This is a genomic window from Acidovorax sp. SUPP3434, assembly GCF_030159015.1.
Classification (GTDB): Bacteria; Pseudomonadota; Gammaproteobacteria; order Burkholderiales; family Burkholderiaceae_C; genus Paracidovorax.
In genome coordinates, this window is sequence record NZ_BQXL01000001.1 from 601847 (window position 1) to 623622 (window position 21776).

A 21776-nucleotide genomic window follows, 5' to 3' on the forward strand; every position below is an offset into this window, starting at 1 on the left:
TGCTAAGTCGAGAATTGCAGGCAAATGCGTGCCCTCAACGAAAACATAGTTATGGCAAATCAGCGACTAAGGCGGCGGGCTTTCAAATGGCCTGAAAAATCTTCGCCACTTCTCTGCTCGCGGGCCTTCGAACGATCAAGTGGCGCAGGGAAGTCGCACCAAGCCCTAACAGCAATATGCCTAAAATTATCCAGGCCCATCCCATACAGTAATTCTTTCAATGTCGATTTCTGACAGGGGAAAAAATTTAGCAAAATCGTGAGTTACGGTGAACCAGCGACTAATTAGCGCTTGTCTCATCGCTGGCGCTACCGGACAAATGAACGTTGCACAGATACAGGCCCAGCAAAAGGCAGGGCAGGAAAAGAAAAATGAAAGGCAAGAAGGCCGCTGTACATACCATTCCAGCCAATCCACCACCCATCGGCCAGAGCAGGGATGTTCGCTCTTCCCTCAGCCAGGCGAGGTTCATCACGATCAGTGCCAACCAAGCGAAGGCAGCTGCAATTCCAAGGTAGAACCCCGTTCCCCTGACTGCCGAAGCGGGATCGGCGATCACGGCAACCATCGAAGAGCTCACGATCATCGTTAGCGACATCAACACGCCAACGCTGGAAAAGAGCCAGCACACAAGACTTATTGCCACTCTGCGACCGTTCTTGGCTCGTTCCATTTTCGTTTCAAGTTTCTGCTGTGAGGACTGACCACAATCAGCGTTCGCCAAGTCTTGGCACCCGCAGTTCACGCACTGTCCATTGTCTTTGGATGCGTCACCCACCAGACCGCACCCATCCAGAACAGGAAGTAGGTCACGCCCGCCAACGCGATGGAAGCGCCTGAAGGCCAATCCAGCTTTGCAGCGAAAGCCAAAGGAACGACCAGGATGGCGGCCAACAGCGTGCCTTTGTTCTGGGGATCCAAACCACCCGATGTCACCCAAAGCGCCACGAAGGTCGAGGCGCACGCCAAGGCGAGCGCAATGGCTATCCTTACCCAGAACGGGGCGGTGATTGGTTTGCAACGGACGACACCCATTTGCCACATCCAGATTCAAGATTCAAAGGAAGCCCAACTGTGGCACACGAACGGCGGCTTGTGGCCGGATGGCTGCCTGCCGTGACCCGCTGCTTCCAGCGTTGCCCGGACGACTTGCTGCGCGCTGATTCATTCCTCCACTGGTGCTCGGGGATTTTCAGGTTGTCCGAAATACTGTTTTTAAGTACAGTCTTTCAAGTTCTCACCCATCCTTCCTGGAGTGCTGACGACCTGGGCGGCGCATGAAGCCAACTCGTAGTGAGACACCCCACCGTACCTCGGCCAACCCAGGCCATGCACGGGCCGAAACACGTTTTCCACTCCACCGCGAAGCCAACTATCCCGCCCCTTGGCTCCGCATCCATCGCCCGCCGCCTCACACCTGCCAAGGGGTACGCACGCTGGCCATGCAACCCTTTCAGGAGGCAAAGCAATGCGAGTCAAATTCATGGGATTCCGGTTTGTCCTTAAACCGCAGGGCCCCCTGTCGCTGGAGACCTTCGCGCAGGCCCTTTCCGCCCGGGGCTACGACCCCAGCGCGCCCGCGGATGGGCAGCGCCTGTTCTTCCTGAACGATTCGGCGGACCCCGACTACCACGTGGGTGTGGTCATCACCGTCAAGGACCACAAGACCTATTGCGAACTGGTCCGGGCGCCCACCAACATCCTGGTGCGCGTGGCGCAGGTGCGGCGCGATGCCAGCCTGATGGACTTCAACTTCTTCGTGCTGCACAAGCGCACGGGGGCGGGCATGTACCAGTACTACCACCACTCCTGCAGCGTGAGCACCTTCTGCCACCTGGCCGGCACCCATTTCAACCAGTACAAGGAGCAGGCGATCGCCGAGAAAATCGCGGCGGCTGGTGGCCGTGAGTTGACCGAGGCGCGGCGCGTCAAAATCCGGCGCGAGCACAATGCCCGCTTCTCCTGGGAAGTGCTGGTGCGGCAAGAGGCGCTGCAGTCCATGATCGAAGAACTGGAGAAGGTGAAGAGTTTCGAATACGTGGTCGCCACGCCCGAGGTGCCGCAGGCGCAGTTCAAGGCCCATACGGCCTACATCAAGAACCGCTCCAGCAAGATCACCTTCGTGGCGGGCACGCCCGGCAGAATGCTGGCGGCGGCCATCCAGGCGTGCGTGAGGGCGGAGCGCCCCCAGCGCGGCCGCATCGAAGGGGTGGATGCCCATGGCGTCGAGAAAGTGATTTCCATCTTGGACAACCCGGAAAATTTCGGCGAATACGACTACGACCAGCTGTCCTCCCGGCTCGACCAGCTGGACGTGACGCGCTTTTCCACCGCCTGGGTGGTCGAGGAGCTGCTGCGGCAGTGCCGCGAGCACCGCCACATTTTCGAGATGCCGATGCGATGAGGCGGTATGTGCTCCAGGCGTTGCTGTTCTCGGCCGCCGTGGTGGCCGGTGTGGTCTATGGGGTGCCCGACGCCGATGGGGCCATGCAGTTCTATGGCGAGAAGATCCGGGCCAGCCTGTTCACGGGCCTGCTCACCACGGGCAGCTTCCTGCTGTCGCTCAAGATCTTCATCGTGGTCAAGTTCAAGGAGACGGTGTTCGACACGCCGGGCTACCGCGAGCTGTTCGCTCAGCTCAAAAAGATCGACCCGCGCATCCGGCGCTATGCGCAGGTGCGCAATGTGAGCAACCTGATTTTTGCGTCCATCGTCTCGGCGCTCATCGGGGCCGCGGCGCAGGTCACGCTGGGCCTGTTGGACGTTTTTGCCTGCTTTCTGGCCTGCGTGGCGATCGCCGCGTTCGCCGGGGCCATGCTCTTCCAGACGCTGTGGCTGGTGCACGCGATCATCTCGGACTGGCTGGACCGCACCGAGGACCTGTAACGGCTATCTGACGGCTGCCAGAAGCCACAGCGCGTGCCTGGCGGCGCATATCGCCCGGCGCCGGGGTGCCCACGGTGCCCGCGATGCCGCAAAATGCCAGCCACTGGCGCCCATTCATCCGTCCTGGCCGACCGATGCGATGGATTGCCTGCCTGTCTGCTTGCCCGCTGCCTGCCTGCCATGATCGAAAAACACTACCTCACCCCGCTCTTCGCCCCCAGCTCCATCGTGGTGCTGGCCGGCCGGGCCGATGCGCCCGAGTCGCTCACGCCGTGCGCCCGCGCGCTGCACACCGCGCTGCGGGCGCAGCGCTTCACCGGCACGCTGCAGTTCCTGGACATCCACACCAGCGGCACGCTGGCCGATCTGGCGCAGACACGCGCGGACCTGGCCCTGATCGCGTTGCCGCCCGAGGATGTGGTGGCCGCGCTGGAGGTGGCGGGGCGCATCGGCTGCCGCGCCGCGCTGGTGATGTCGCACGGCATGGACGCGGACCAGGCAGCGCGGCTCAAGCACATCGCCCGGCGCGAGGGCATGCACCTGCTGGGCCCCAACTCGCTGGGCCTGCAGCGCCCGCACCTGCAGCTCAACGCCAGCGCGGCCGGACCGCTGGCGCGGGAGGGGTCGCTGGCGCTGGTGTGCCAGTCGGGGGCGCTCACCGCGTCCATCCTGGACTGGGGCACCAAGAACGCCGTGGGCTTTTCCACGGTGGTGTCGCTGGGGCCGAACACCGATGTGGACATCGCCCAGGTGCTGGACTTTCTGGCCAACGACGCGCGCACGCAGAGCATCGTGGTGTACATGGAAGGCATCTCCAGCGCGCGCCGCTTCATGAGTGCGCTGCGCTCGGCGGCCAACGCCAAGCCGGTGGTGGTGCTCAAGGCCGGGCGCAAGCCGGCGGGCAACGAGGCGGCGCACACGCACAGCGGCGCCATCGTGGGCAGCGACGACGTGTTCGACGCGGCCCTGCGCCGCGCGGGCGCGGTGCGGGTGCGGTCGTTCGTGGAGCTGTTCTCCGCCGCCAAGTGCCTGGCCTCGCGCTACCGACCGGTGGGCCGGCGGCTGGCCATCGTCACCAATGGCGGCGGGCCGGGCGTGCTGGCGGCCGACTGGGTGAACGAGATCCTGCTGCAGCTGGGACGCCTGTCGCCGGCCTCGGCCGAGGCGCTGGCCCCGCAGCTGCCGCCGCTGGCGTCCCTGGCCGATCTGATCGACGTGTCGGAAGAGGCGGGGCCTGAGCATTTTCGGCGCGCGGTCGAGGCGGCCGAGAAGGACCGCCAGATCGACGGCGTGCTCGCCATCTATTCGCCCAAGCCGGGCACCGATGCTGCCGCGGTCGCCACCGCGCTGGCCGAGACCAAGCGCCTGATGGGCAAGCCGCTGCTGGCGTGCTGGATGGGCGATGCCTCGGTGGGCCCGGCGCGCGAGGTGCTGCGCGCGGCCGCCATTCCCAGCTTCCGCACGCCCGAGGCGGCCGTGGGGGCCTTCGGCAATATTGCTTCGTTCTACCAGAACCAGCAGTTGCTGCAGCAGACGCCGCCGCCGCTCACCTCGCTGGCCAAGCCCGACATCGAGGGCGCGCGGCTGATGATCGAGAGCGTGCTGGCCGAGCGCCGGCATGTGCTGACCGAGATGGAGTCCAAGACGCTGCTGGCCGCGTTCAACGTGCCCGTCACCAAGACGCTGCTGGCGCGCAGCGCGCACGAGGCGATGATGATCGCCACGCAGCTGGGCTTTCCGGTGGCGCTCAAGATCGATTCGCCCGACGTGAGCCACAAATCCGACGTGGGCGGCGTGGCGCTCGACATCCACACCGGGGCGGCGGCGCGCGATGCCTATACCGACATGGTGCAGCGCGTGGCCCGCCTGCAGCCGGGCGCGCGCATCCAGGGCGTGACGGTGCAGAAGATGGCGCGCGCCCGGCGCGGGCGCGAGATCTGCATCGGCCTGGTGACGGACGACCCGTTCGGCCCGGTGATCACCTTCGGCGCGGGCGGCACGATGATCGAGCTGATCGACGACCGCGCCATGGAGCTGCCGCCGCTCAACCAGTTCCTGGCGCGCCGGCTCATCGAACGCTCGCGCGTGGCCGAAACGCTGGGCGAGTGGCGCGGCGCCAGCGCGGCCAACCGCGAGGCGCTGGAGCAGGTGCTGCTGCGCGTGTCCGAAATGGTGTGCGCGCTGCCGCAATTGCGCGAGATGGACATCAACCCGTTGATCGTGGACGAGCAGGGCGCCGTCGCCGTGGACGCCCGCATCGTGGTCGGCCACGCCGCGCAGTCCATGGGCGGGCGCAGCGAGCATTACAGCCACCTGTCCATCCTGCCCTACCCGGCGCGCTACGAGCAGGTGTGGCCCCTGCGCGGCGGTGGCGAATACCTGGTGCGCCCCGTGCGCCCCGACGACGCGCAGATGCTGCAGAAGCTGGTCAAGGAGCTGTCGCCCGAGAGCCGGTACTTTCGCTTCATCTCGCAGATCGCCGAGCTGCCGGCCTCGATGCTGGCGCGCTTCACGCTCATCGACTACGACCGCGAGATGGCGCTGGTGGCGGTGTACCGCGAACGCAGTGCAGGCGAGGACGGCGAGATCATCGGCACCGAGCGCATCGTGGGCGTGTCGCGCTACGTGACCAACCCCGACCAGTCCAGCTGCGAGTTCGCGCTGGTGGTGGCCGACGACTTCAACGGCCGCGGCCTGGGATCGCGCCTGATGCTCAGCATCATGGACGTGGCCCGCGACCGCGGCCTGTCGGAGGTCGACGGGCTGGTGCTGGCCAACAACCCCAGCATGCTCAAGCTGATGCGGCGCCTGGGCTTCGAGGTGAAGGCGTACCCGGACGATCCGGATTTCAAGCTGGTGACGCACCAGCTTTGAGGCGGGCGCGCGCCTCTCTCAAGGCAGCATGCGCTTGAGCACGTCGTCGCGCCGGACGTGGTGGTGAAACAGCGCCGCGGCGACATGCAGCACCACCACGATCCAGGCGACCCATTGGCCCAGGAAATGGTGCACCGCGTCAACCGGTGGCTCGAATGCGTCCCAGCCCACGCCCAAGGCACGGCTCAGCCACTCGAACATGGCCGTCTCGCGAAAACTGGGCACGCTGAAAAGGCCGAAGTCGGTGGGTGCGTCGGTGCCGATGTAGCCGGTGAGCGGCATGGCGATCAGCAACCCGTAAAGGCCCCAGTGCGCCCATTGGGCCAACCGGTGTTCCAGCGGCGAGCCGGGCGGGTGATCGGGCTGCACGGTCGACAGCCGCCACAGCAGGCGCGGCAACACCAGCGTGCCGACCAGCAAGCCCAGGGCCCAGTGAACGTTCAGCACAGGCCAGGATTCGGGCAGGGTGTCATCCATGAACCAAATCACGTAATAGACCACTGCGTAGGCGGCGATGAAGGCCGCGGCGCTTGTCCAGTGAAAGAACTTGGCGATCGCGCCAAATCGGGTGGGCGTGTTTTTCCATGGCATGGGCAGGTTTCCTGTGTGGGGCCGCGAGGGCATTGAAGCGATGGCGCCGGTGGCGATGCCCACCGAAGCGCCGCAGGGGCGAACAAGTCGAATTCGTCGGGATGATCGGCGGCGTGAATGGGAAATGCATCGGGGCGCCTGGTATTTCCGGGGCGGGGCGTGCAGGCCGGTCCGGGTGTCAAACGGGCCACTGCAATGCAAAGGCCGATCCGCCCAGGCGAGAGGGCGCCCAGCTTGCCTGCCCCTCATGGGCCTGGGCGATGGCCTGCACCACGGCCAGTCCGAGGCCGCTGCCGGAAGATGGGCCGCGCGATGCCTCTCCGCGCTGGAAGGCATCGAACAGGCGGGCTGCGTCGTCGGCATTCAGGCCGGGGCCGCTGTCTTCCACGCACAGATGGCACATCTCGCCCTCCACCCAGTGGCGGATGCGCATGGCCCCGGGCGTGGCATGGCGCAGCGCATTCTCCAGCAAGGCCAACAGCGCCTGGCGGATTCGCACCGGGTCGCACAGCACCTCCTGGGGGTTCAGATCCAGGGTCAGCGCGAAGCCGGCCGCGCGCAACTGCGGCTCGAAGGCCTGTGCCACCGCGCCGACCTCGGCCGCCAGATCGGCCAGCTCCAGGTGCAGTTCCAGGTGGCCGCTGTCCTTGAGGCCGAGCAGGCGCAGGTCTTCGATCAGCCGGCCCAGGCCCTCGACGTTTTTCAGCAGGCCCTGGAACTGCGTCGGCGTGGGCTCGAACACCCCCTCCGTCATGCCTTGCAGGCGGCCGCGAAGGATCGTCACCGGGGTACGCAGTTCATGGGCGATGGCGGCATTCCAGAAGGCCCGCTGCTGCGCCATGTGCTGCAGCCTTTCCGCCATGCTGTTGAAATCCCGCACCAGTTGCGCCGTTTCGCCCAGCGAGTCGTCGTCGGTGGTCGCCCGGGCCGACAGGTCGCCTTCGGCAATCCGGCGCAGGCTCTCGGCCACCGAGTTCAGCGGCACCACGATTCGGCGCGAGAGCTTGACCGCTGTGACCACCGCCAGCACCAGGGCGACGAGCACGGTGCAGAGCATCCACATCGCTTCGATGGGCGAGGGCGTGAGGTCATCCGAAATGCTGGAAGGCGAGAACGCCATCAACAGGGCGAAGAGCGCATAGGAGCCCAGCAGGAACAGCAGGGCGATGCCGATCGCCATCACTGCCAGGGAGACGACCAGCTGGCGGCGCAGGCCGTATGCCGCGGTCATGCCGCGATCCCCAGCCGATAGCCGACGCCCCGCACGCTTGCCGGCACGCCTTCCAGCGAGATCAGCTCCAGCTTCTTTCGCAGTTTGCTGATGTGGCTGTCCACCGTGCGCTCCAGCGCATCGCTTTCCGGCAGGCAGGCCGCGAGCAGTTCCGCGCGGCTGAACACCCGCTTGGGTGCACGCGCCATGTGCGCCAGCAGATTGAATTCGGTCAGCGTCAGGTCCAGGGACTGCCGCTGGCCGTCCACCAGCACGCTGGCCTCCAGGGTCTCCGGATCGATCTGGAACGTGCCCACCCGCAGGATCTTCTGGGCCCGGCGTCCGTCCTGGTGGGCCGTGCGGCGCAGCACGGCCTGCACACGCGCCACCACCTCCGCCGGGTTGAACGGCTTGACGACGTAATCGTCCGCTCCCAGGCGCAGGCCCATGAGCTTGTCGATGTCCTGGTCCAGGGCGGTGAGCATGATCACGGGCGTGTCGCCCCGGTGTCGCAGCTCCGACAGGATCTGCCAGCCGCTCACCCGCGGCATCTGCACGTCCAGCAGCACCAGATCCGGCTTGAGCGACAGGTGCAGATCCAGCGCGCTGCGGCCGTTCATGGCATGCACGACGCGCAAGCCGCTGCGGCGCAGGTAAGCGCACAGGATCTCGGCGATTTCCGTTTCGTCTTCCGCCACCAGGACGAGTGCGCCTGCGCTCGTGGGATCGGTGGGTGACGGGTGGGTGTCGGTCATGGCCCGGATTGTGCCGGCTTCGCCCGCTGTTTTTTCTCTCCATTTTGGTTCCATGTTTCGTCCAGAAAAAACGGACGCGGCTTGTCCAGAATCGCGTCCCTGCTGGCGCTGCCGCGTCTGCCATGAATGCAAGTGAAGGACCGAAAGATGACGATGCGAGGATGGGGCGCCCTGGGACTGGGTTGTGCGCTGGCCGCCGGGTTGGTGGCGTGCAAGCCGGCCGAGAAGAGGGCGGCGGCAGAGCCCGTGCAGGTCACGGTGCTGGCCTTGAAGCCCGAGGCGGTCACCGTGCGCGACGCGCTTGCCGGCCGCGTGGCGGCTGTCCGCTCGGCGGAGATCCGTGCGCAGGTGGGTGGCATCGTCCAGCGCCGGCTCTTCGAGCAGGGCGCGGACATCGCGGCCGGACAGCCGCTCTTTCAGATCAATCCGGCCCCGTTCCAGGCCGATGCCGACATGGCCGCGGCCGCCTTGCAGCGCACCCAGGCCGCATGGCGTCGTGCGCAAGCCCAAACGGCCCGGCTGGAGCCGCTGATGCGCGAGGGCGCGGTCAGCCGCCAGGATTACGACGACGCCGCCTCGCAGCGCGACCAGGCCGCCGCAGAGGTCGCCCAGGCCGAGGCAGTGCTGGCGCGCCGTCGCCTGGACCTGCGGTTCGCCCGGATCGATGCGCCCATTGCAGGCCGCATAGACCAGGCGCTCGTCACCGAAGGCGCGCTGGTGGGGACGGGCGATGCCACGCCCATGGCCCGCATCCAGCAGATCGACAGGGTCTATGTGGATGTGCGCCAGCCGGCGTCGGCACTGGAGGCACTGCGGGCCGGTGGCGCGCGCCTGCCCGTCCGCATCCTGCGGGCCGACGGGCAGCCCCATGCCCTGCACGGCCGGATCCTGTTTTCCGCCCTCCAGGTGGACCCGGGCACGGGCGACGTGCTGCTGCGCATCCAGGTGGAAAACCCCGAGCGCCAGTTGCTGCCGGGCATGTTCGTGCGCGCCGAAGTCGTGAAAAGCCAGTACGCCGATGCCTTGCTGGTGCCCCAGCAGGCCGTGCAGCGCGTGGAGGGCAGGGCGCAGGTATGGCGAGTGCAAGAAGGCGATGTCGCCCAGCCTGCCGAGGTGCAGCTAGGAGAGGCCATCGGTCCGGACTACCGCGTCCGAAGCGGGCTGGAGCCTGGCCAGCGCGTGGTGGTCGAGGGCATCGAGCGACTCACCGCCGGTGCGCAGGTCGCACCGAAGCCTTGGCAGCCGTCGGCATCGGCATCGGCCTTGCGTGCCGGCGCGCATTGAGCGGGCAGGGAGTCACAGATGCCCCAATTTTTCATTCGGCGACCGGTGTTCGCCTGGGTGGTGGCCGCGTTCATCGTCCTGCTGGGCCTGATCGCGCTGCCGCAACTGCCGATCGCCCGCTACCCCTCGGTGGCGCCGCCCGCGGTCACCGTGTATGCCACGTACCCTGGTGCGACACCGCAGGCCATGAACGACTCGGTCGTCAGCCTGATCGAGCGTGAGCTTTCCAGCGTCAAGAACCTGCTGTATTTCGAGTCGTCGGTGGACACCTCGGGCTCGGCGCAGATCTCGGCCACCTTCAAGCCGGGCACGAACCCGGAGCTGGCGCAGGTCGATGTGCAGAACCGGCTCAAGGCGATCGAGTCGCGCCTGCCCCAGACGGTGCGCCAGAACGGCGTGACCGTCGAATCGGCCACGTCCAGCTTTCTGCTGATCGTGAGCCTCGTGTCCGAGGACGGCCGCCATGGCGAGCTGGCGCTGAGCGACTATCTCGCGCGCAACGGCGTGGAGGAGCTACGCCGCATCGAAGGCGTGGGCCGGGTCCAGCTTTTCGGGGCGGAGCAGGCCATGCGCATCTGGGTGGATCCGGACAAGCTCATTTCATATGGGCTGTCGATGAACGACCTGTCCACCGCGCTGTCCCAGCAGAACGCACAGATCGCACCCGGCCGCGTGGGCGATTCACCCAGCCTTCCCGGCCAGCGCGTGACCATTCCGCTGACGGTGCAGGGGCAGTTGTCCACGCCCGAGCAGTTCGCCGCCGTGGTGCTGCGTTCGAACCGCGACGGCTCCAGGGTGGTCCTGGGCGATGTGGCGCGTGTCGAGCTGGGGGCGCAGTCGTACGGCTTCGCCACCCGCGACGATGGCAGGGCGTCGGCCGGGGCCGCGGTGCAGCTTTCGCCGGGCGCCAACGCCGTGCGCACTGCCGAAGCCGTGCACCAACGCCTGGCGGAGCTGGGCCGTGCGCTGCCGGCCGGCATGCGCTACACGACGCCCTTCGACACGGCGCCCTTCGTGAAGATCTCGATCGAGAAAGTGCTGCACACGCTGCTGGAGGCGATGGCGCTGGTGTTCATCGTGATGTTCGTGTTCCTGCAGGACGTCCGCTACACGCTCATTCCGGCCATCGTGGCACCCATCGCCTTGCTGGGCACCTTCGCGGTCATGCAGGTGGCAGGCTTTTCCATCAACGTGCTGACGATGTTCGGCATGGTGCTGGCCATCGGCATCATCGTGGACGACGCGATCGTGGTGGTGGAGAACGTGGAGCGGCTGATGGCGGCTGAGGGCCTCGGCCCCCGGGAGGCCACCGCCAAGGCCATGCGCGAGATCACGGGCGCCGTGGTGGGCATCACCCTGGTGCTGACGGCCGTGTTCATTCCCATGGCGTTCGCCAGCGGGTCCGTGGGCGCCATCTACCAGCAGTTCGCGCTGTCGATGGCAACTTCCATCCTCATCTCCGCATTCCTTGCGCTGAGCCTGACGCCTGCCCTGTGCGCCACGCTGCTCAAGCCTGTGCAGGCCGGTCACCACGAAAAGCGCGGCTTCTTCGGCGGCTTCAACCGGCGTTTCGCCCGCCTGACCGATGCCTACGGCAGGCAGGTCGGCGGTCTGCTGCGCCGGCCGGCCCGCGTGATGGTGGGCTTCCTGGCCATCGTGGCCCTGCTGGGCTGGGCGTTCGTGCGGCTGCCTTCGGCCTTCCTGCCAGAGGAGGACCAGGGGTACTTCATGACCTCCTTCCAGCTGCCGGCCGACGCCACCATGGAGCGCACGCTGGACGTGGTCAAGGACTACGAGGCGCATGTCGCCGCGCGGCCCGGCATTGCCACCAACCAGACGGTGATCGGCTTCGGCTTCTCCGGCTCGGGGCCCAATTCGGCACTGGCGTTCACCATGCTCAAGGACTGGCCCCAGCGGGACGGAGCCACCGCGCAGGACGAGGTCTCGCGCGCCCAGCAGGCCATGGCCCACACCAGGGAGGGCACGGTGATGAGCCTGATGCCGCCGGCCATCGACGAGCTGGGCACGTCGTCCGGCTTCACGGTGCGGCTGCTGGACCGCTCCCACCAGGGGCACGCAGCCCTCAAGGCGGCCGAGGCGCGGCTCATCGCGCTGGCCTCCGAAAGCCCGCTGCTGGCCAGCGTGTATGCCGACGGCTTGCCCCCGGGTGCGAGCGTGCGCCTGGACATCGACCGCCAGAAGGCCGCGGCGCTGGGCGTGCCGTTTTCCGCGATCAGCGACACCCTCTCGGCGGCCTTGGGCTCGCTGTATGTGAACGACTTTCCCAACCGGGGACGCATGCAGCAGGTCATCGTGCAGGCCGATGCCAAGGCGCGCATGCAGATCGGCGACGTGTTGAAACTGCCCGTGCCCAGCGCCGGCGGTGGCATGGCACGGCTGGACGAGGTGGTAACGCCGGTGTGGACCGAAACGCCGCTGCAACTGGCCCGCTACCAGGGCTACCCTGCCGCGCGCCTGTCGGGCAGCGCCGCGCCGGGCGTCTCCAGCGGCGCCGCGATGGCGGAAATGGAGCGCCTGGCCCGGCAGCTGCCGCCCGGATTCGCCATCGCCTGGACCGGGCAATCCCTGCAGGAGCGCCAGTCGGCTGCGCAAGCGCCGCTGCTGATGGCGCTGTCGATGCTGGTGGTGTTCCTGGTGCTGGCCGCGCTGTACGAAAGCTGGTCGATTCCTGCAGCCGTGATGCTGGTGGTGCCGCTGGGCCTGATCGGTGCTGTAGCGGCCGTGCTGCTGCGCGGGCTGCCCAACGACGTGTTCTTCAAGGTAGGGCTGATCACGGTGATCGGGCTGTCGGCGAAGAATGCCATCCTGATCGTCGAGTTCGCCAAGCAGTTGCGCGAGCAGGGCCACGGGCTGGTCGATGCGGCCGTGACGGCGGCGCGGCTGCGGCTGCGGCCCATCCTGATGACCTCGCTGGCGTTCGCGCTGGGCGTCGTTCCGCTGATGCTGGCGACCGGCGCCAGCCAGGAAACCCAGCACGCCATCGGCACCGGGGTGTTCGGCGGCATCGTCACCGCCACGGTGCTGGCCGTGCTGTTCGTGCCGGTCTTCTTCGTGCTGGTCGTGGGCTTGCAGGAACGCTGGCAGCGCCGGCGGCCCGCGTTGCCCGCTCCGCCGCAGGCCGATACCGAAGGGCGGGCCTGACCGCCCGCCAAACACGCCTGGCGCTTCGGCCGGCCCTTGGGCGCCTGAGGCGCAATGGCACATGGAGGGATAGATTCGGCCATCTGCGCATGGCTTCGCACCAGCGCACCTGACAGTTCGCCGGCTGGGATTTAGTGGTGCCCTCTGCCGCATCCAACTTCCAGCACGCGCCCAGCATGATCACCCCACCCTCAACGGGAAGCGCCCCCAAGGGCGTAGAGGACACCCGGAGATCCGACAACCAGACGCCACAGCCGCCAACGAACCGCAGTCTTCCTGCCCCCGAGGCCGGGCACGCGTCGCTCCTGCTGGAGCGAAGACGGCTGAAGCTGGGCGAGCGGGCCGGGGAGGGGTTGCGGTTCAATGCGCAGCTTCCCGCGCTCGGCGACCGCATGGCCGGGGGGTTCAGCCCCCGCTCGTTGCCGGGGAGCGGCAGCCCGTTGTCGACGCCCCGGTCCAGCCCGGGCGATAAGGCGTTTCCCAGCCCGCCCTCGATCCTTGCCTCCCTGCTGGACCCGCCCACGCCGGTTTCCCGCCATCGGACTTCGGATCCATGGAACGCGCTCAGCGCCCTGGGAAAGGAGCGAAGGTTGCAGAGCATAAAGCGTTCGACCAGCCCGGGCGTGGTGCTCAGCCCGCGCCTGGTGCGCAAGCTCAGCCAGCAGTGCAGCGCGCCGGACCTGGTGGACCGTCTGGCCGCGCTGAAACCGGGCGCGGCGGACATCAGCAACGGGTTCACCGTCGTCGCGCTGGAGCCTTCCAGCGACGACACATCTCGGCCCGCGCATGGCTTGCGGCGCTTGGGCACAGGCGCCGCAGGCACCGCCTACGCGGTGCGACTGTCCGAGAACTTCTGGCGCGATGGCAGGGACTGCGGACGCGACTTCGTGTTCAAGGCCATGCTGTGCACCGATCCTGCCAACCCGACCTCGCGCAAGCTGTACGACACGCTGGAGGAGGGCGCTGACCCGGCCGATGCCATAGAGCAGGAGAAGGCCAAGATCCACAAGGAATACCAGGTGGCGGCGGCGCTCGGAGACACCGCCCAGGTCATGCGGGTCTACGGCCTGGTCCAGATCGGCAGCCTGTTCGGGATCCTGGCGGAGAAGATCGAAGGCCCCAAGGTCAGCCAGGTGATCGACCGGTCCCGCCAGGCGCTCAATCGGGGGGACATCGAGCCGCTGGAGTACCTGGCCCTGGCCTGGGAGATGGTGGCCGACGTGCTCATCGGCGCCTCGCGTTTCGCCGACGAGGGGGTGGTGCACCAGGACATTTCGCACAACAACGTGCTCTACGACGAACGCCAGAAGATGTTCCGGCTGATCGACATGGGCCTGGGGGGCGAGAAGGGGGAGCCCCTGCGCATGGGTACCTGGGGATACGTCGAAATGCGTGCCTCTGCCAGCCACCACAAGCGCGACGTCTACAGCGTGGCCCAGTTGCTCGTGCATTTCCTGAAACCGCCGGACTACCCCATGGGCCTGGTCGGCATCAGCAGGGCGTCTTCGGTGGAGACCTTTCCGTTCATGGACGCGTTGAAGGCGCTGCCGTCGGACAGCAAGGCCGATGTCGTCCGCCTTCTCAACCGCATGATCGCGCAGGACCCTGACGAGCGCGCCAGCGCCCAGGAATTGCTTCAGGACCCGTTCTTTGGCGAGATGCCGCCCCGCGACGGCATCCACGCGATCTACGAGCGGCTGAGCGGCCCGCCTTAGCCGCTGCTTAGCCGCGGCTCTCCTTCCGACCGCCGCGCCCGGGCGGAGAAGGCCTCAGCGCACCGTCAGCGCATCAATGGCCAGCAGATCGTCCTGCGACAGCGTGCCTGCCGCCTGGCGCAGCTTGAGCGTGCCCAGCAGCACGTTGTAGCGGGCCTGGGCGAGGTCGCGCTTGGTCTGGTAGAGCTGGCTTTGGGAGTTGAGCACGTCGATGTTGATGCGCACGCCCACCTGGTAGCCCAGCTGGTTGGCCTCCAGCGCGCTCTGGCTGGAGGCTTCGGCCGCCTCCAGGGCGCGTACCTGGCCCTGGCCGGACTGCACGCCGTAGAACGCGGCGCGCGTGGCCTGCGCCACGGTGCGGCGGGCGTTGTCCAGGTCGGCCAGCGCCTTGTCTTCGAGCGACAGGGTTTCCTTCACGCGGTTCTGCACCGAAAAGCCCGCGAACAGCGGCAAGGTGAGCTGCACGCCCACGGTGGTGTTGTTGGTGCGGGAGTTGACGTTGGGAATGGTCGGCGTGCCCTTGGGGTTGCGCGAGACGCTGTAGCCGGCCTGCAGGTCCACGGTGGGCAGGTGGCCGGTTTCGGCCTTCTTCGTCTCCAGGCGGGCCACGTCGAGCGCGATGGCGGCCTGGCGCACCTGCGGCTGCAGTTCTTCGGCCGAGCGCACCCAGGTGCCCACGTCGGCCGGGGCGACCTCGGGCAGTTGCACGGGCAGGGCCAGCGGCTGCGGCGCCACGCCGGGGCGCCCCACCACCTGGTCGAGCGCCAGTTGCTTCACGCGCAGGTCGTTGTCAGCGGCGATCTCCTGGGCGACGACCAGATCGAAGCGCGCCTGCGCCTCGCGCGAATCGGTCACGGTGGAGGTGCCCACCTCGAAGTTGCGCTTGGCCGATGCCAGTTGCTCGGCCACGGCGGTTTTCTGGGCCTGCACGAAGGTGAGGGTGTCGCGCGCGGCCAGCACGTCGAAATACGCCTGGCTGACCCGCACGATGAGGTCCTGCGCCACGCCTTCGAGCTGGGCCTGCGCGATGTCGATGCCGCGCTGGCCCTGCTCGAAGGTGATGCGGTTGGCCGGGCGGAACAACGGCTGCGAGGCGGTGAGGCCCACGCTCTGGCTGGGGGCGCTCAGGTCCACCGGCGGGCGGTTGACTTCGGTCTTGGCGTAGTTGGCCCCGGCGGAGAGGCCGGCGCTGGGCAGCAACCCGGCCCGGGCCTGCTCGGCGCGGCTGCCGGCGGCGTCATACTGCGCCTTGGCGGCCTGGAAGGGCGCGTCATAGCCGCGCGCCATCTCCACCAGTTGCGACAGGCTCTGGGCCTGCGCGCCGAAACTGGCGAGCGCAGCGGCCACGGCCAGGGACAAGGGAATGCACCGAAGCAAGGTCGTCATGAACGTCTTTCAGGAAAAGGAAGGCGTGGCGCCCCACGCTGCCGGGCTCGATGCCGCGGCCACGGGGATCGATCAGTACCGGGGGACCGCCGCGTCGCGCTCGTGCGACCAGGCATCGATGCCGCCGCTGATGTTGGCCACGTGGTCGAAGCCCTGCTGGTCGAGGTAGTTCGCCACGCGCAGGCTGCGCACGCCGTGGTGGCACAGGCAGGCGGTGGGGCGGTCGCGGTCCAGTTCGGCCAGGCGCGAGGGCAAATCGCCCATCGGGATGGCGGCCACATCGAACCCGTCCTCGGCGGCGACGCTCGCGGTCTGCAGCTCCCACGGCTCGCGCACGTCCAGCACCAGCGGGCGGGCACCGACGGGGGTGGCTGCGAGCCACTCGGTGAGCTGGGCGGGGCGGACGTGGTCGATCATGCGGATTCCTGAGAAAGACGAAAGGGGATCAGAAAGTGAAGCGCGATGGCTCGGGGAAGTGCAGCAGGCGCGGGGCGATGGTGTCCCACGGCTGCGTGGTCTCGAAACGGTCGCCGGTGCGGCGGATGAACGTGGCGCGCATCATCGGCTCCTGGCCCACGACGGCGGCGAGCCGGCCGCCTTCGCTCAGTTGCGACAGCAGGGCCTGCGGCACGTCGCTCACCGAGCCGCTGAGCACGATCACGTCGAAGGGTCCTTGCTCCGCCGCACCCTGGGCACCGTCGGCCTGTCGCACCTCGGCGTTCAGGACGCCGGCGCTGCGCAGGTTCTCGCGGGCGAATTCGACCAGATCGGGCTCGATCTCCAGCGCCAGGACCTGCGCGGCGCGGTGGGCCAGCAGGGCCGCCATGTAGCCGGAACCGGCGCCGATCTCCAGCACCCGGTCGGTCGGCTTGACCTGCAGGTCCTGCAGCAGGCGGGCTTCCACGCGTGGCGCCAGCATGCACTGGCCCAGGCGCTGGGCCAGTTCGTTGGAGGCGTTGAGGGGAATCTCCATGTCCATGAACGCCATGCTGCGGTAGGCGGGCGGCACGAATTCCTCGCGGCGCACCACGGACAGCAGGTCCAGCACGTCGGTGTCCAGCACGTTCCAAGGGCGGATCTGCTGCTCGATCATGTTGTAGCGGGCCTGCAGGATGGGATCGCTGATGTTGGCGGACGTGTTCAGGGGCATGTTCATGGGGTTACTCCGGGCGGGATCGTGGATCGGGTCAACCCTCGATTTTAGGGGCCGCAGGCGGCGCGGCCACCGGCACGCAAAGCCCGCACAGGAGGTTGTCCACCTGCGCGGCGATGAAGCGCTCGGGTGTGAGCCGCTCCAGGTCGGGCATGCAGGCCGTGGAGTGCTTCCACATCGTCATGAAGATGAGCGGCGCCAGCACGACGTGGATGCTGCAATCCATGTCGGGCACGCGGAACTCGCCCCGGTCCACGCCGCGCTGCAGGATGCGGCCGATGAGCCGCTGGCCGGGCTCGACCACTTCGTTGCGGTAGAACGCCACGATGTCGGGAAAGTTGTTGGATTCGCCGAGCATCAGCTTGGTGATGCCGGAGGCGGGCGTGGCGCCGATGCGTTCCCACCACAGCTGGTAGGCGTAGCGCAGCAGCTCGGCGGTGCTGTGGGGGTACTGGTCGATCTCCAGGTCCCATTCGGGAAAATGGCGGCCGATATTCTGGCGCACCACCTCCTTGAAAAGGTCTTCCTTGCTCGGAAAGTAGAGGAACAGCGTGCCCTTGGACACCCCGGCGCGGGCCGCGACCTCGTCCACCTTGGTGGCGGCGTAGCCCTTCTCGACGAAGAGCTCCAGCGCGGCGTCCAGCAGTTCGCCCGGCCGTGCCTCCTTGCGGCGCTCGCGCTTGGAGGCCTCGGTGGACGGCGGGGGGGCGGGGGAGGGGGAGGGGGACGAATTCATAATTAATGACTGACTGGTTAGTAATGTAGCAATCCCGCAGAGCAGCGTCAACGCGGTGGGACTTCCATAATGGCCCGATCGCCACTCCTACCCTGTAAGACCATCCCATGACACTGCAAACCATCACCCTGGGCGGCGGCTGCTTCTGGTGCACCGAAGCCGTGTTCGACCGCGTTCGCGGCGTGACCGACGTGGAGAGCGGCTACGCCAACGGCCGCGAACCCAACCCCACGTACGAGGACGTCTGCACCGGCACCACCGGCCATGCCGAGGTGGTGCGGCTGACCTTCGACCCCGCCGTGATCGCGCTGCGCGACCTGTTGGAGATCTTCTTCGCCACGCACGACCCCACCACGCTGAACCGCCAGGGCAACGACGTGGGCACGCAGTACCGCAGCGGCATCTACACCGAGACCCCCGAGCACCAAAGCGAAGCCGAGGCGATGGTGCGGCAGATGTCGCAGGACAAGCTCTTCGGCGCCCCGATAGTGACCGAGGTGGTGCCGCTCAAGGGCTACTGGCCGGCCGAGGACTACCATCAGGACTACTTTCTGAACCACCCCGGCCAGGGCTACTGCGCCTTCGTGGTGGGGCCCAAGGTGGAGAAATTCCGCAAGACGTTCACCCGGTTCCTGAAGCCGGACTGAGCCGGCGGCGCCCCGGTGGCCTGCGGTCGCGGGCCATTGATTCAACCAATAGTTACGTAATTCATCAGCAAAATCCTTCGATTTTTGCCTAGACTTGCGCCCTGTCAAAACAAGGGCTCAGGCGGAGGTCGAACCGTGTCGGCAGGTGCAGAGAATGAACCCCGGTGGCTGGACTATTGGCGGGAGAACATGGAGGCGCTCGGGATTCCCGTGCCGGCCACCGCGTTCCCGAATTACGCGTTGATCGTGGGCACCATCAAGACCCTGGTGGACGCCGCCCGTGTGCACGGGCCGCGGGTGACGGTGGGCGAGCTGGTCGTCGCCGGCACACTGCCCGAGCGCCTGGCCATGCTGGGGGCATTGGGCGTGGCCTACTTCGCCGGGGCGGCGGTGGGCAGCGCGGCCGTGGCCACCGGGCGGGTGATCTCGGGCGGCACCGGGCTGTCGGACGTGCTGTTCTACGCGTCGCGCCACGGCTTTCTCAACCCGCAGGTGGGCACGGTGCTGCAGACCCACCCGCAGATCTACCAGCGCCGGCATGCGGGGCGCATGACCCTGGCGCTGTCCCCCCAGAGCCTGTCGCGGGCGAGGTGATCCCCATGGCCCCATCTTCTTCTTTCAAGGACGGCGCGTACCTGCTGGTGACGGCATTGGCGTGCGCGGGTGCGTCCTGGCTGGCCTTCGCATTTTTCGGGGAGGCGGTGTTCTACGGACTCTTCGGCCTCTCCTGGCTGGCCCTCAGCCTGGACAACGTGCGGCTGCGGCGCCAGCTCCGGAAACTGCAGGACGGGCAGGCGCCGTAGCGGCGGGGTGGGGCCAGCGGGCCACCTGCCAGACGGCCGAACGGGAAGGGCGGTCCGGTCAAAGCTGCCATAATGCAACCCGTTTGCGTTACCAAGCCATCCCCGGCGCCTTTTGCGCGCGCCGCCGGCCGCCCGCCATGCCCCATTCTCCCCACTCCGATCCCTCCGCGCCCCGCGCCCTGCCGCCCGGCCTGCGTTCCACCCGCGCCACGCGCGCCCTGCTGGCGCTGATGTCCTCGCAGCCCTCCGTCGCGGTGTCCGGCGCGGAGGTGGAATCCGCCCTGGCGCGCCGGGGCGTGGTGGTCAACCGCGTCACGGTCTACCGGCTGCTGGACCGGCTGGCCAGCGCCGGGCTGATGCGCCGGCACATCGATGCCCAGCGCGTGGCCCGCTACACCCTGGTGAGCCACAAGAGCGAGCCGGCCGCGCCGCATTTCGAGTGCAACGACTGCCACCGGCAGTTTCCCGTCACCGAAGGGGCGGCCCCGCTGCAGGCGGCCGCGCGCCAGATGCTGAAGGCCCTGGCCTCGGCCGGCCACGACCGCCTGGCGCTGGACGTCGCCGTGCGCGGCCGGTGCGCGGTGTGCGCGCAAACCGCGCACCCCGGGGACGGCGAGTGATCCGCACGCAGGCGCTGGCCTTCGCCCACGCCGGCACCGCACCGCTGCGGTTTCCCGATGTGGACCTGCCGCAGGGCGGCTGCCTGCTGCTGCAGGGCCGCTCCGGCTCGGGCAAATCGACCTGGCTGGCCCTGGTGGCCGGGCTGCGCCGCGCCAGCGCCGGCACGGTGGAGGTGGCGGGCCAGGCGCTGGACCGCCTGGGTGGCGCGGCGCGCGATGCCTGGCGGGCGCGCCACATCGGCTTCGTGCCGCAGACCCTGCACCTGAGCGCCGCGCTCACCGTGGCCGAGAACCTCGCGCTGCCGTACTTCGCCGCCGGGCTGCCGCGCGATGCCGCCGCCATCCACACTGCGCTCGACCGCCTGGGTGTGGCCCCCCTGGCGGGCCGACGGCCGCATCAACTGTCGGGCGGGCAGGCGCAGCGTGTGGCCCTGGCGCGGGCCGTGCTGCTGTCGCCCCGGGTGCTGCTGGCCGACGAGCCCACCGCCAGCCTGGACGACGAGGCCGCCGCCGATGCGCTGGCGCTGCTCACGGCCTGCGCCGAGGCGTGCGGCGCCAGCCTGGTGGTCGCCACGCACGACCGGCGCGCGGCGCAGGCCCTGGCGGACCGGCCGGGCGCCCAGCGCCTGGATCTGAATGAAATCGGCCTGCAGGGCAATCAATCCTAGGGCATATCGCTATGAAAAATATAGCAAACGTCCTGGGCCTTTCGTGGCGATACCTGTGGTCGCGCCCGCTGCCGGCCGCGCTCAACCTGCTGCTGCTCGCGCTCGGCCTCGCCGCGGTCACGCTGGTGCTGCTGGTCAGCCGCCAGATCGACCAGGCGTTCGAGCGCGACGTGCAGGGCATCGACCTGGTGGTGGGGGCCAAGGGCAGCCCGCTGCAGCTGATCCTAGCGGGCGTGTTCCACATCGACGTGCCGCCCGGCAACATCGCCCTGGCCGACTTCGAGGCGCTGGCCCGCCAGCCGCTGGTGGCCGAGGCCATTCCGCTGAGCCTGGGCGACAGCTTCTCCGGCTACCGCATCGTGGGCACCACGCCCCAGTACCCCGCGCACTACGGCGCCGCGCTGTCCCAGGGCCGCCTGTGGCAGCAGCCCATGGAGGCCGTGCTGGGCGCAACGGTGGCGCGCGCCATGGCCAGCGCCGCGCAGGATGCCGCGCCGGGGCAGGGCGACGCGCTGCTGGGCCGGCGGTTCGTGGGCAGCCATGGCCTGGCCGGCGGCGGGCACGCGCACGGCGACCACCCCTACACCGTGGCGGGCGTGCTCGCGCCCTGCGGCTGCGTGCTGGACCGGCTGGTGCTCACCGCCACCGAATCCGTGTGGAAGGTGCACGAAAGCGCGCAGGCCGACGACCCCGACGATCTGGAGGCGCTGCGCCAGGAGCGCGAGGTGACGCTGGCGCTGGTGCGCTACCGCAGCCCGCTCGCGGCCGTGACCCTGCCGCGCTACATCAATGCCAACACCCCCATGCAGGCCGCCGCGCCCGCCGTCGAGGTGACGCGCCTGCTGCGCCTGCTGGGCGTGGGCGCCGACGTGCTGCAGGCCTTCGGCGCGGTGCTGCTGGGCGTGGCGGCGTTGAGCGTCTTCATCGCGCTGTGGAACGCCGTGCGCGAGCGCCGCGCCGACCTGGCCATGCTGCGCATGCTGGGCGCCTCGCCCGCGCGCGTGGGCGGCCTGCTGCTGGCCGAGGCGCTGTGGCTGGCGCTGATTGCCTCGGCCCTGGGCCTGGCCGCCGGCCATGCGCTGGCGGCGGTGGTGGGCTGGATGCTGCAGGCGCAGAACGCCATGCCCGTCACCGGCGCGCTGTGGCTGCCCGAGGAATGGGCGGTGCCCGGCCTCGCGGTGGCCGTGGCGGCGGTGGCGGCGCTGCTGCCGGCCGTGCAGGCGTACCGGGTGGACGTGGCCGACCTGCTGGCGCGGCCCTGACCTGGAATGCCGCGATGCCTGGAC

General features: G+C 68.3%; 21 protein-coding genes. 12 read left to right on the plus strand and 9 right to left on the minus strand.

All coding sequences use genetic code 11. The features are described 5' to 3' along the window. Positions 1-280: 280 nt before the first annotated feature. Positions 281-673 carry a hypothetical protein gene (locus tag AVKW3434_RS02690; RefSeq protein WP_284404136.1) on the minus strand — a complete coding sequence of 131 codons (393 nt, stop codon included), beginning with the start codon at positions 671-673 and terminating at the stop codon, positions 281-283. A 68-nt stretch (positions 674-741) separates the two neighbouring features. Beyond that, positions 742-1035, minus strand: a complete 294-nt coding sequence (locus AVKW3434_RS02695; protein ID WP_284404138.1) for a hypothetical protein — start codon at positions 1033-1035, stop codon at positions 742-744. Between the two features lie 433 nt (positions 1036-1468). Here AVKW3434_RS02695 and AVKW3434_RS02700 point away from each other — a divergent pair, with 433 nt between their 5' ends. The 3 genes from AVKW3434_RS02700 (at position 1469) to AVKW3434_RS02710 (ending at position 5760) form a co-directional block, all read left to right on the plus strand. Continuing rightward, positions 1469-2404 carry a hypothetical protein gene (locus AVKW3434_RS02700; protein ID WP_284404141.1) on the plus strand — a complete coding sequence of 312 codons (936 nt, stop codon included), beginning with the start codon at positions 1469-1471 and terminating at the stop codon, positions 2402-2404. Continuing rightward, positions 2401-2886: a hypothetical protein gene (locus AVKW3434_RS02705; RefSeq protein WP_284404142.1), complete on the plus strand. Its 486-nt coding sequence runs from the start codon at positions 2401-2403 to the stop codon at positions 2884-2886. Before AVKW3434_RS02700 ends, AVKW3434_RS02705 begins: the two co-directional genes overlap by 4 nt. Before the next feature lie 180 nt (positions 2887-3066). Then, the gene (locus AVKW3434_RS02710; protein ID WP_284401945.1) at positions 3067-5760 is read left to right on the plus strand and encodes a bifunctional acetate--CoA ligase family protein/GNAT family N-acetyltransferase; all 2694 of its coding nucleotides are present in this window, start codon (positions 3067-3069) and stop codon (positions 5758-5760) included. Positions 5761-5778: 18 nt separating this feature from the next. Here AVKW3434_RS02710 and AVKW3434_RS02715 read toward each other — a convergent pair whose 3' ends face one another. From AVKW3434_RS02715 to AVKW3434_RS02725, 3 genes are all read right to left on the minus strand, one after another. Continuing rightward, positions 5779-6351 carry a cytochrome b gene (locus tag AVKW3434_RS02715; RefSeq protein ID WP_284404144.1) on the minus strand — a complete coding sequence of 191 codons (573 nt, stop codon included), beginning with the start codon at positions 6349-6351 and terminating at the stop codon, positions 5779-5781. 178 nt (positions 6352-6529) lie between these two features. Then, positions 6530-7582, minus strand: a complete 1053-nt coding sequence (locus AVKW3434_RS02720; protein ID WP_284404146.1) for an ATP-binding protein — start codon at positions 7580-7582, stop codon at positions 6530-6532. Next, on the minus strand, positions 7579-8316 hold the full coding sequence (locus AVKW3434_RS02725) for a response regulator (RefSeq protein ID WP_284404148.1): 738 nt from the start codon (positions 8314-8316) through the stop codon (positions 7579-7581). The genes AVKW3434_RS02720 and AVKW3434_RS02725 overlap by 4 nt, the downstream gene beginning before the upstream one ends. A 147-nt stretch (positions 8317-8463) precedes the next feature. Between AVKW3434_RS02725 and AVKW3434_RS02730 the strand changes: the two genes are divergently transcribed. The 3 genes from AVKW3434_RS02730 (at position 8464) to xopAU (ending at position 14477) form a co-directional block, all read left to right on the plus strand. Further along, positions 8464-9600, plus strand: a complete 1137-nt coding sequence (locus AVKW3434_RS02730) for an efflux RND transporter periplasmic adaptor subunit (protein ID WP_284404150.1) — start codon at positions 8464-8466, stop codon at positions 9598-9600. Between the two features lie 18 nt (positions 9601-9618). Continuing rightward, positions 9619-12762 carry a multidrug efflux RND transporter permease subunit gene (locus tag AVKW3434_RS02735; protein ID WP_284404152.1) on the plus strand — a complete coding sequence of 1048 codons (3144 nt, stop codon included), beginning with the start codon at positions 9619-9621 and terminating at the stop codon, positions 12760-12762. A gap of 176 nt (positions 12763-12938) precedes the next feature. Then, positions 12939-14477, plus strand: a complete 1539-nt coding sequence (gene xopAU / locus AVKW3434_RS02740) for a XopAU family type III secretion system effector serine/threonine kinase (protein ID WP_284404154.1) — start codon at positions 12939-12941, stop codon at positions 14475-14477. A gap of 54 nt (positions 14478-14531) precedes the next feature. Here the strand turns inward: xopAU and AVKW3434_RS02745 are convergent, their stop codons facing one another. The 4 genes from AVKW3434_RS02745 to AVKW3434_RS02760 all read right to left on the minus strand — a co-directional run bounded on the left by AVKW3434_RS02745 (position 14532) and on the right by AVKW3434_RS02760 (position 17752). After that, entirely contained in the window at positions 14532-15863 is a 1332-nt protein-coding gene (locus tag AVKW3434_RS02745; protein WP_284404156.1) for a TolC family outer membrane protein, read from the minus strand. Positions 15864-15935: 72 nt separating this feature from the next. Next, positions 15936-16280 (minus strand): rhodanese-like domain-containing protein, encoded by a 345-nt coding sequence (locus AVKW3434_RS02750; protein WP_284404158.1) that lies wholly within the window; start codon positions 16278-16280, stop codon positions 15936-15938. A gap of 28 nt (positions 16281-16308) precedes the next feature. Then, positions 16309-17019: a protein-L-isoaspartate O-methyltransferase family protein gene (locus AVKW3434_RS02755; RefSeq protein ID WP_284404160.1), complete on the minus strand. Its 711-nt coding sequence runs from the start codon at positions 17017-17019 to the stop codon at positions 16309-16311. A 31-nt stretch (positions 17020-17050) separates the two neighbouring features. Continuing rightward, positions 17051-17752, minus strand: coding sequence for a TetR/AcrR family transcriptional regulator (locus AVKW3434_RS02760; RefSeq protein WP_284404164.1), 702 nt, complete (start codon positions 17750-17752; stop codon positions 17051-17053). A 107-nt stretch (positions 17753-17859) separates the two neighbouring features. On the opposite strand from AVKW3434_RS02760, the gene msrA reads away from it, so the two are divergent. The 6 genes from msrA (at position 17860) to AVKW3434_RS02790 (ending at position 21752) form a co-directional block, all read left to right on the plus strand. Continuing rightward, entirely contained in the window at positions 17860-18399 is a 540-nt protein-coding gene (gene msrA / locus AVKW3434_RS02765; RefSeq protein ID WP_284404166.1) for a peptide-methionine (S)-S-oxide reductase MsrA, read from the plus strand. 135 nt (positions 18400-18534) lie between these two features. Then, on the plus strand, positions 18535-18993 hold the full coding sequence (locus AVKW3434_RS02770) for a hypothetical protein (RefSeq protein ID WP_284401968.1): 459 nt from the start codon (positions 18535-18537) through the stop codon (positions 18991-18993). A 5-nt stretch (positions 18994-18998) separates the two neighbouring features. Then, positions 18999-19202, plus strand: coding sequence for a hypothetical protein (locus tag AVKW3434_RS02775; RefSeq protein ID WP_284404168.1), 204 nt, complete (start codon positions 18999-19001; stop codon positions 19200-19202). Between the two features lie 137 nt (positions 19203-19339). Beyond that, complete coding sequence (locus AVKW3434_RS02780) at positions 19340-19822, plus strand: Fur family transcriptional regulator (RefSeq protein WP_284404170.1); 483 nt, start codon at positions 19340-19342, stop codon at positions 19820-19822. After that, entirely contained in the window at positions 19819-20490 is a 672-nt protein-coding gene (locus AVKW3434_RS02785) for an ABC transporter ATP-binding protein (RefSeq protein ID WP_284404174.1), read from the plus strand. Before AVKW3434_RS02780 ends, AVKW3434_RS02785 begins: the two co-directional genes overlap by 4 nt. An 11-nt stretch (positions 20491-20501) precedes the next feature. Continuing rightward, a complete protein-coding gene (locus AVKW3434_RS02790; RefSeq protein WP_284404176.1) occupies positions 20502-21752 on the plus strand; it encodes an FtsX-like permease family protein in 1251 nt (416 codons plus the stop codon). Positions 21753-21776: the final 24 nt, after the last annotated feature.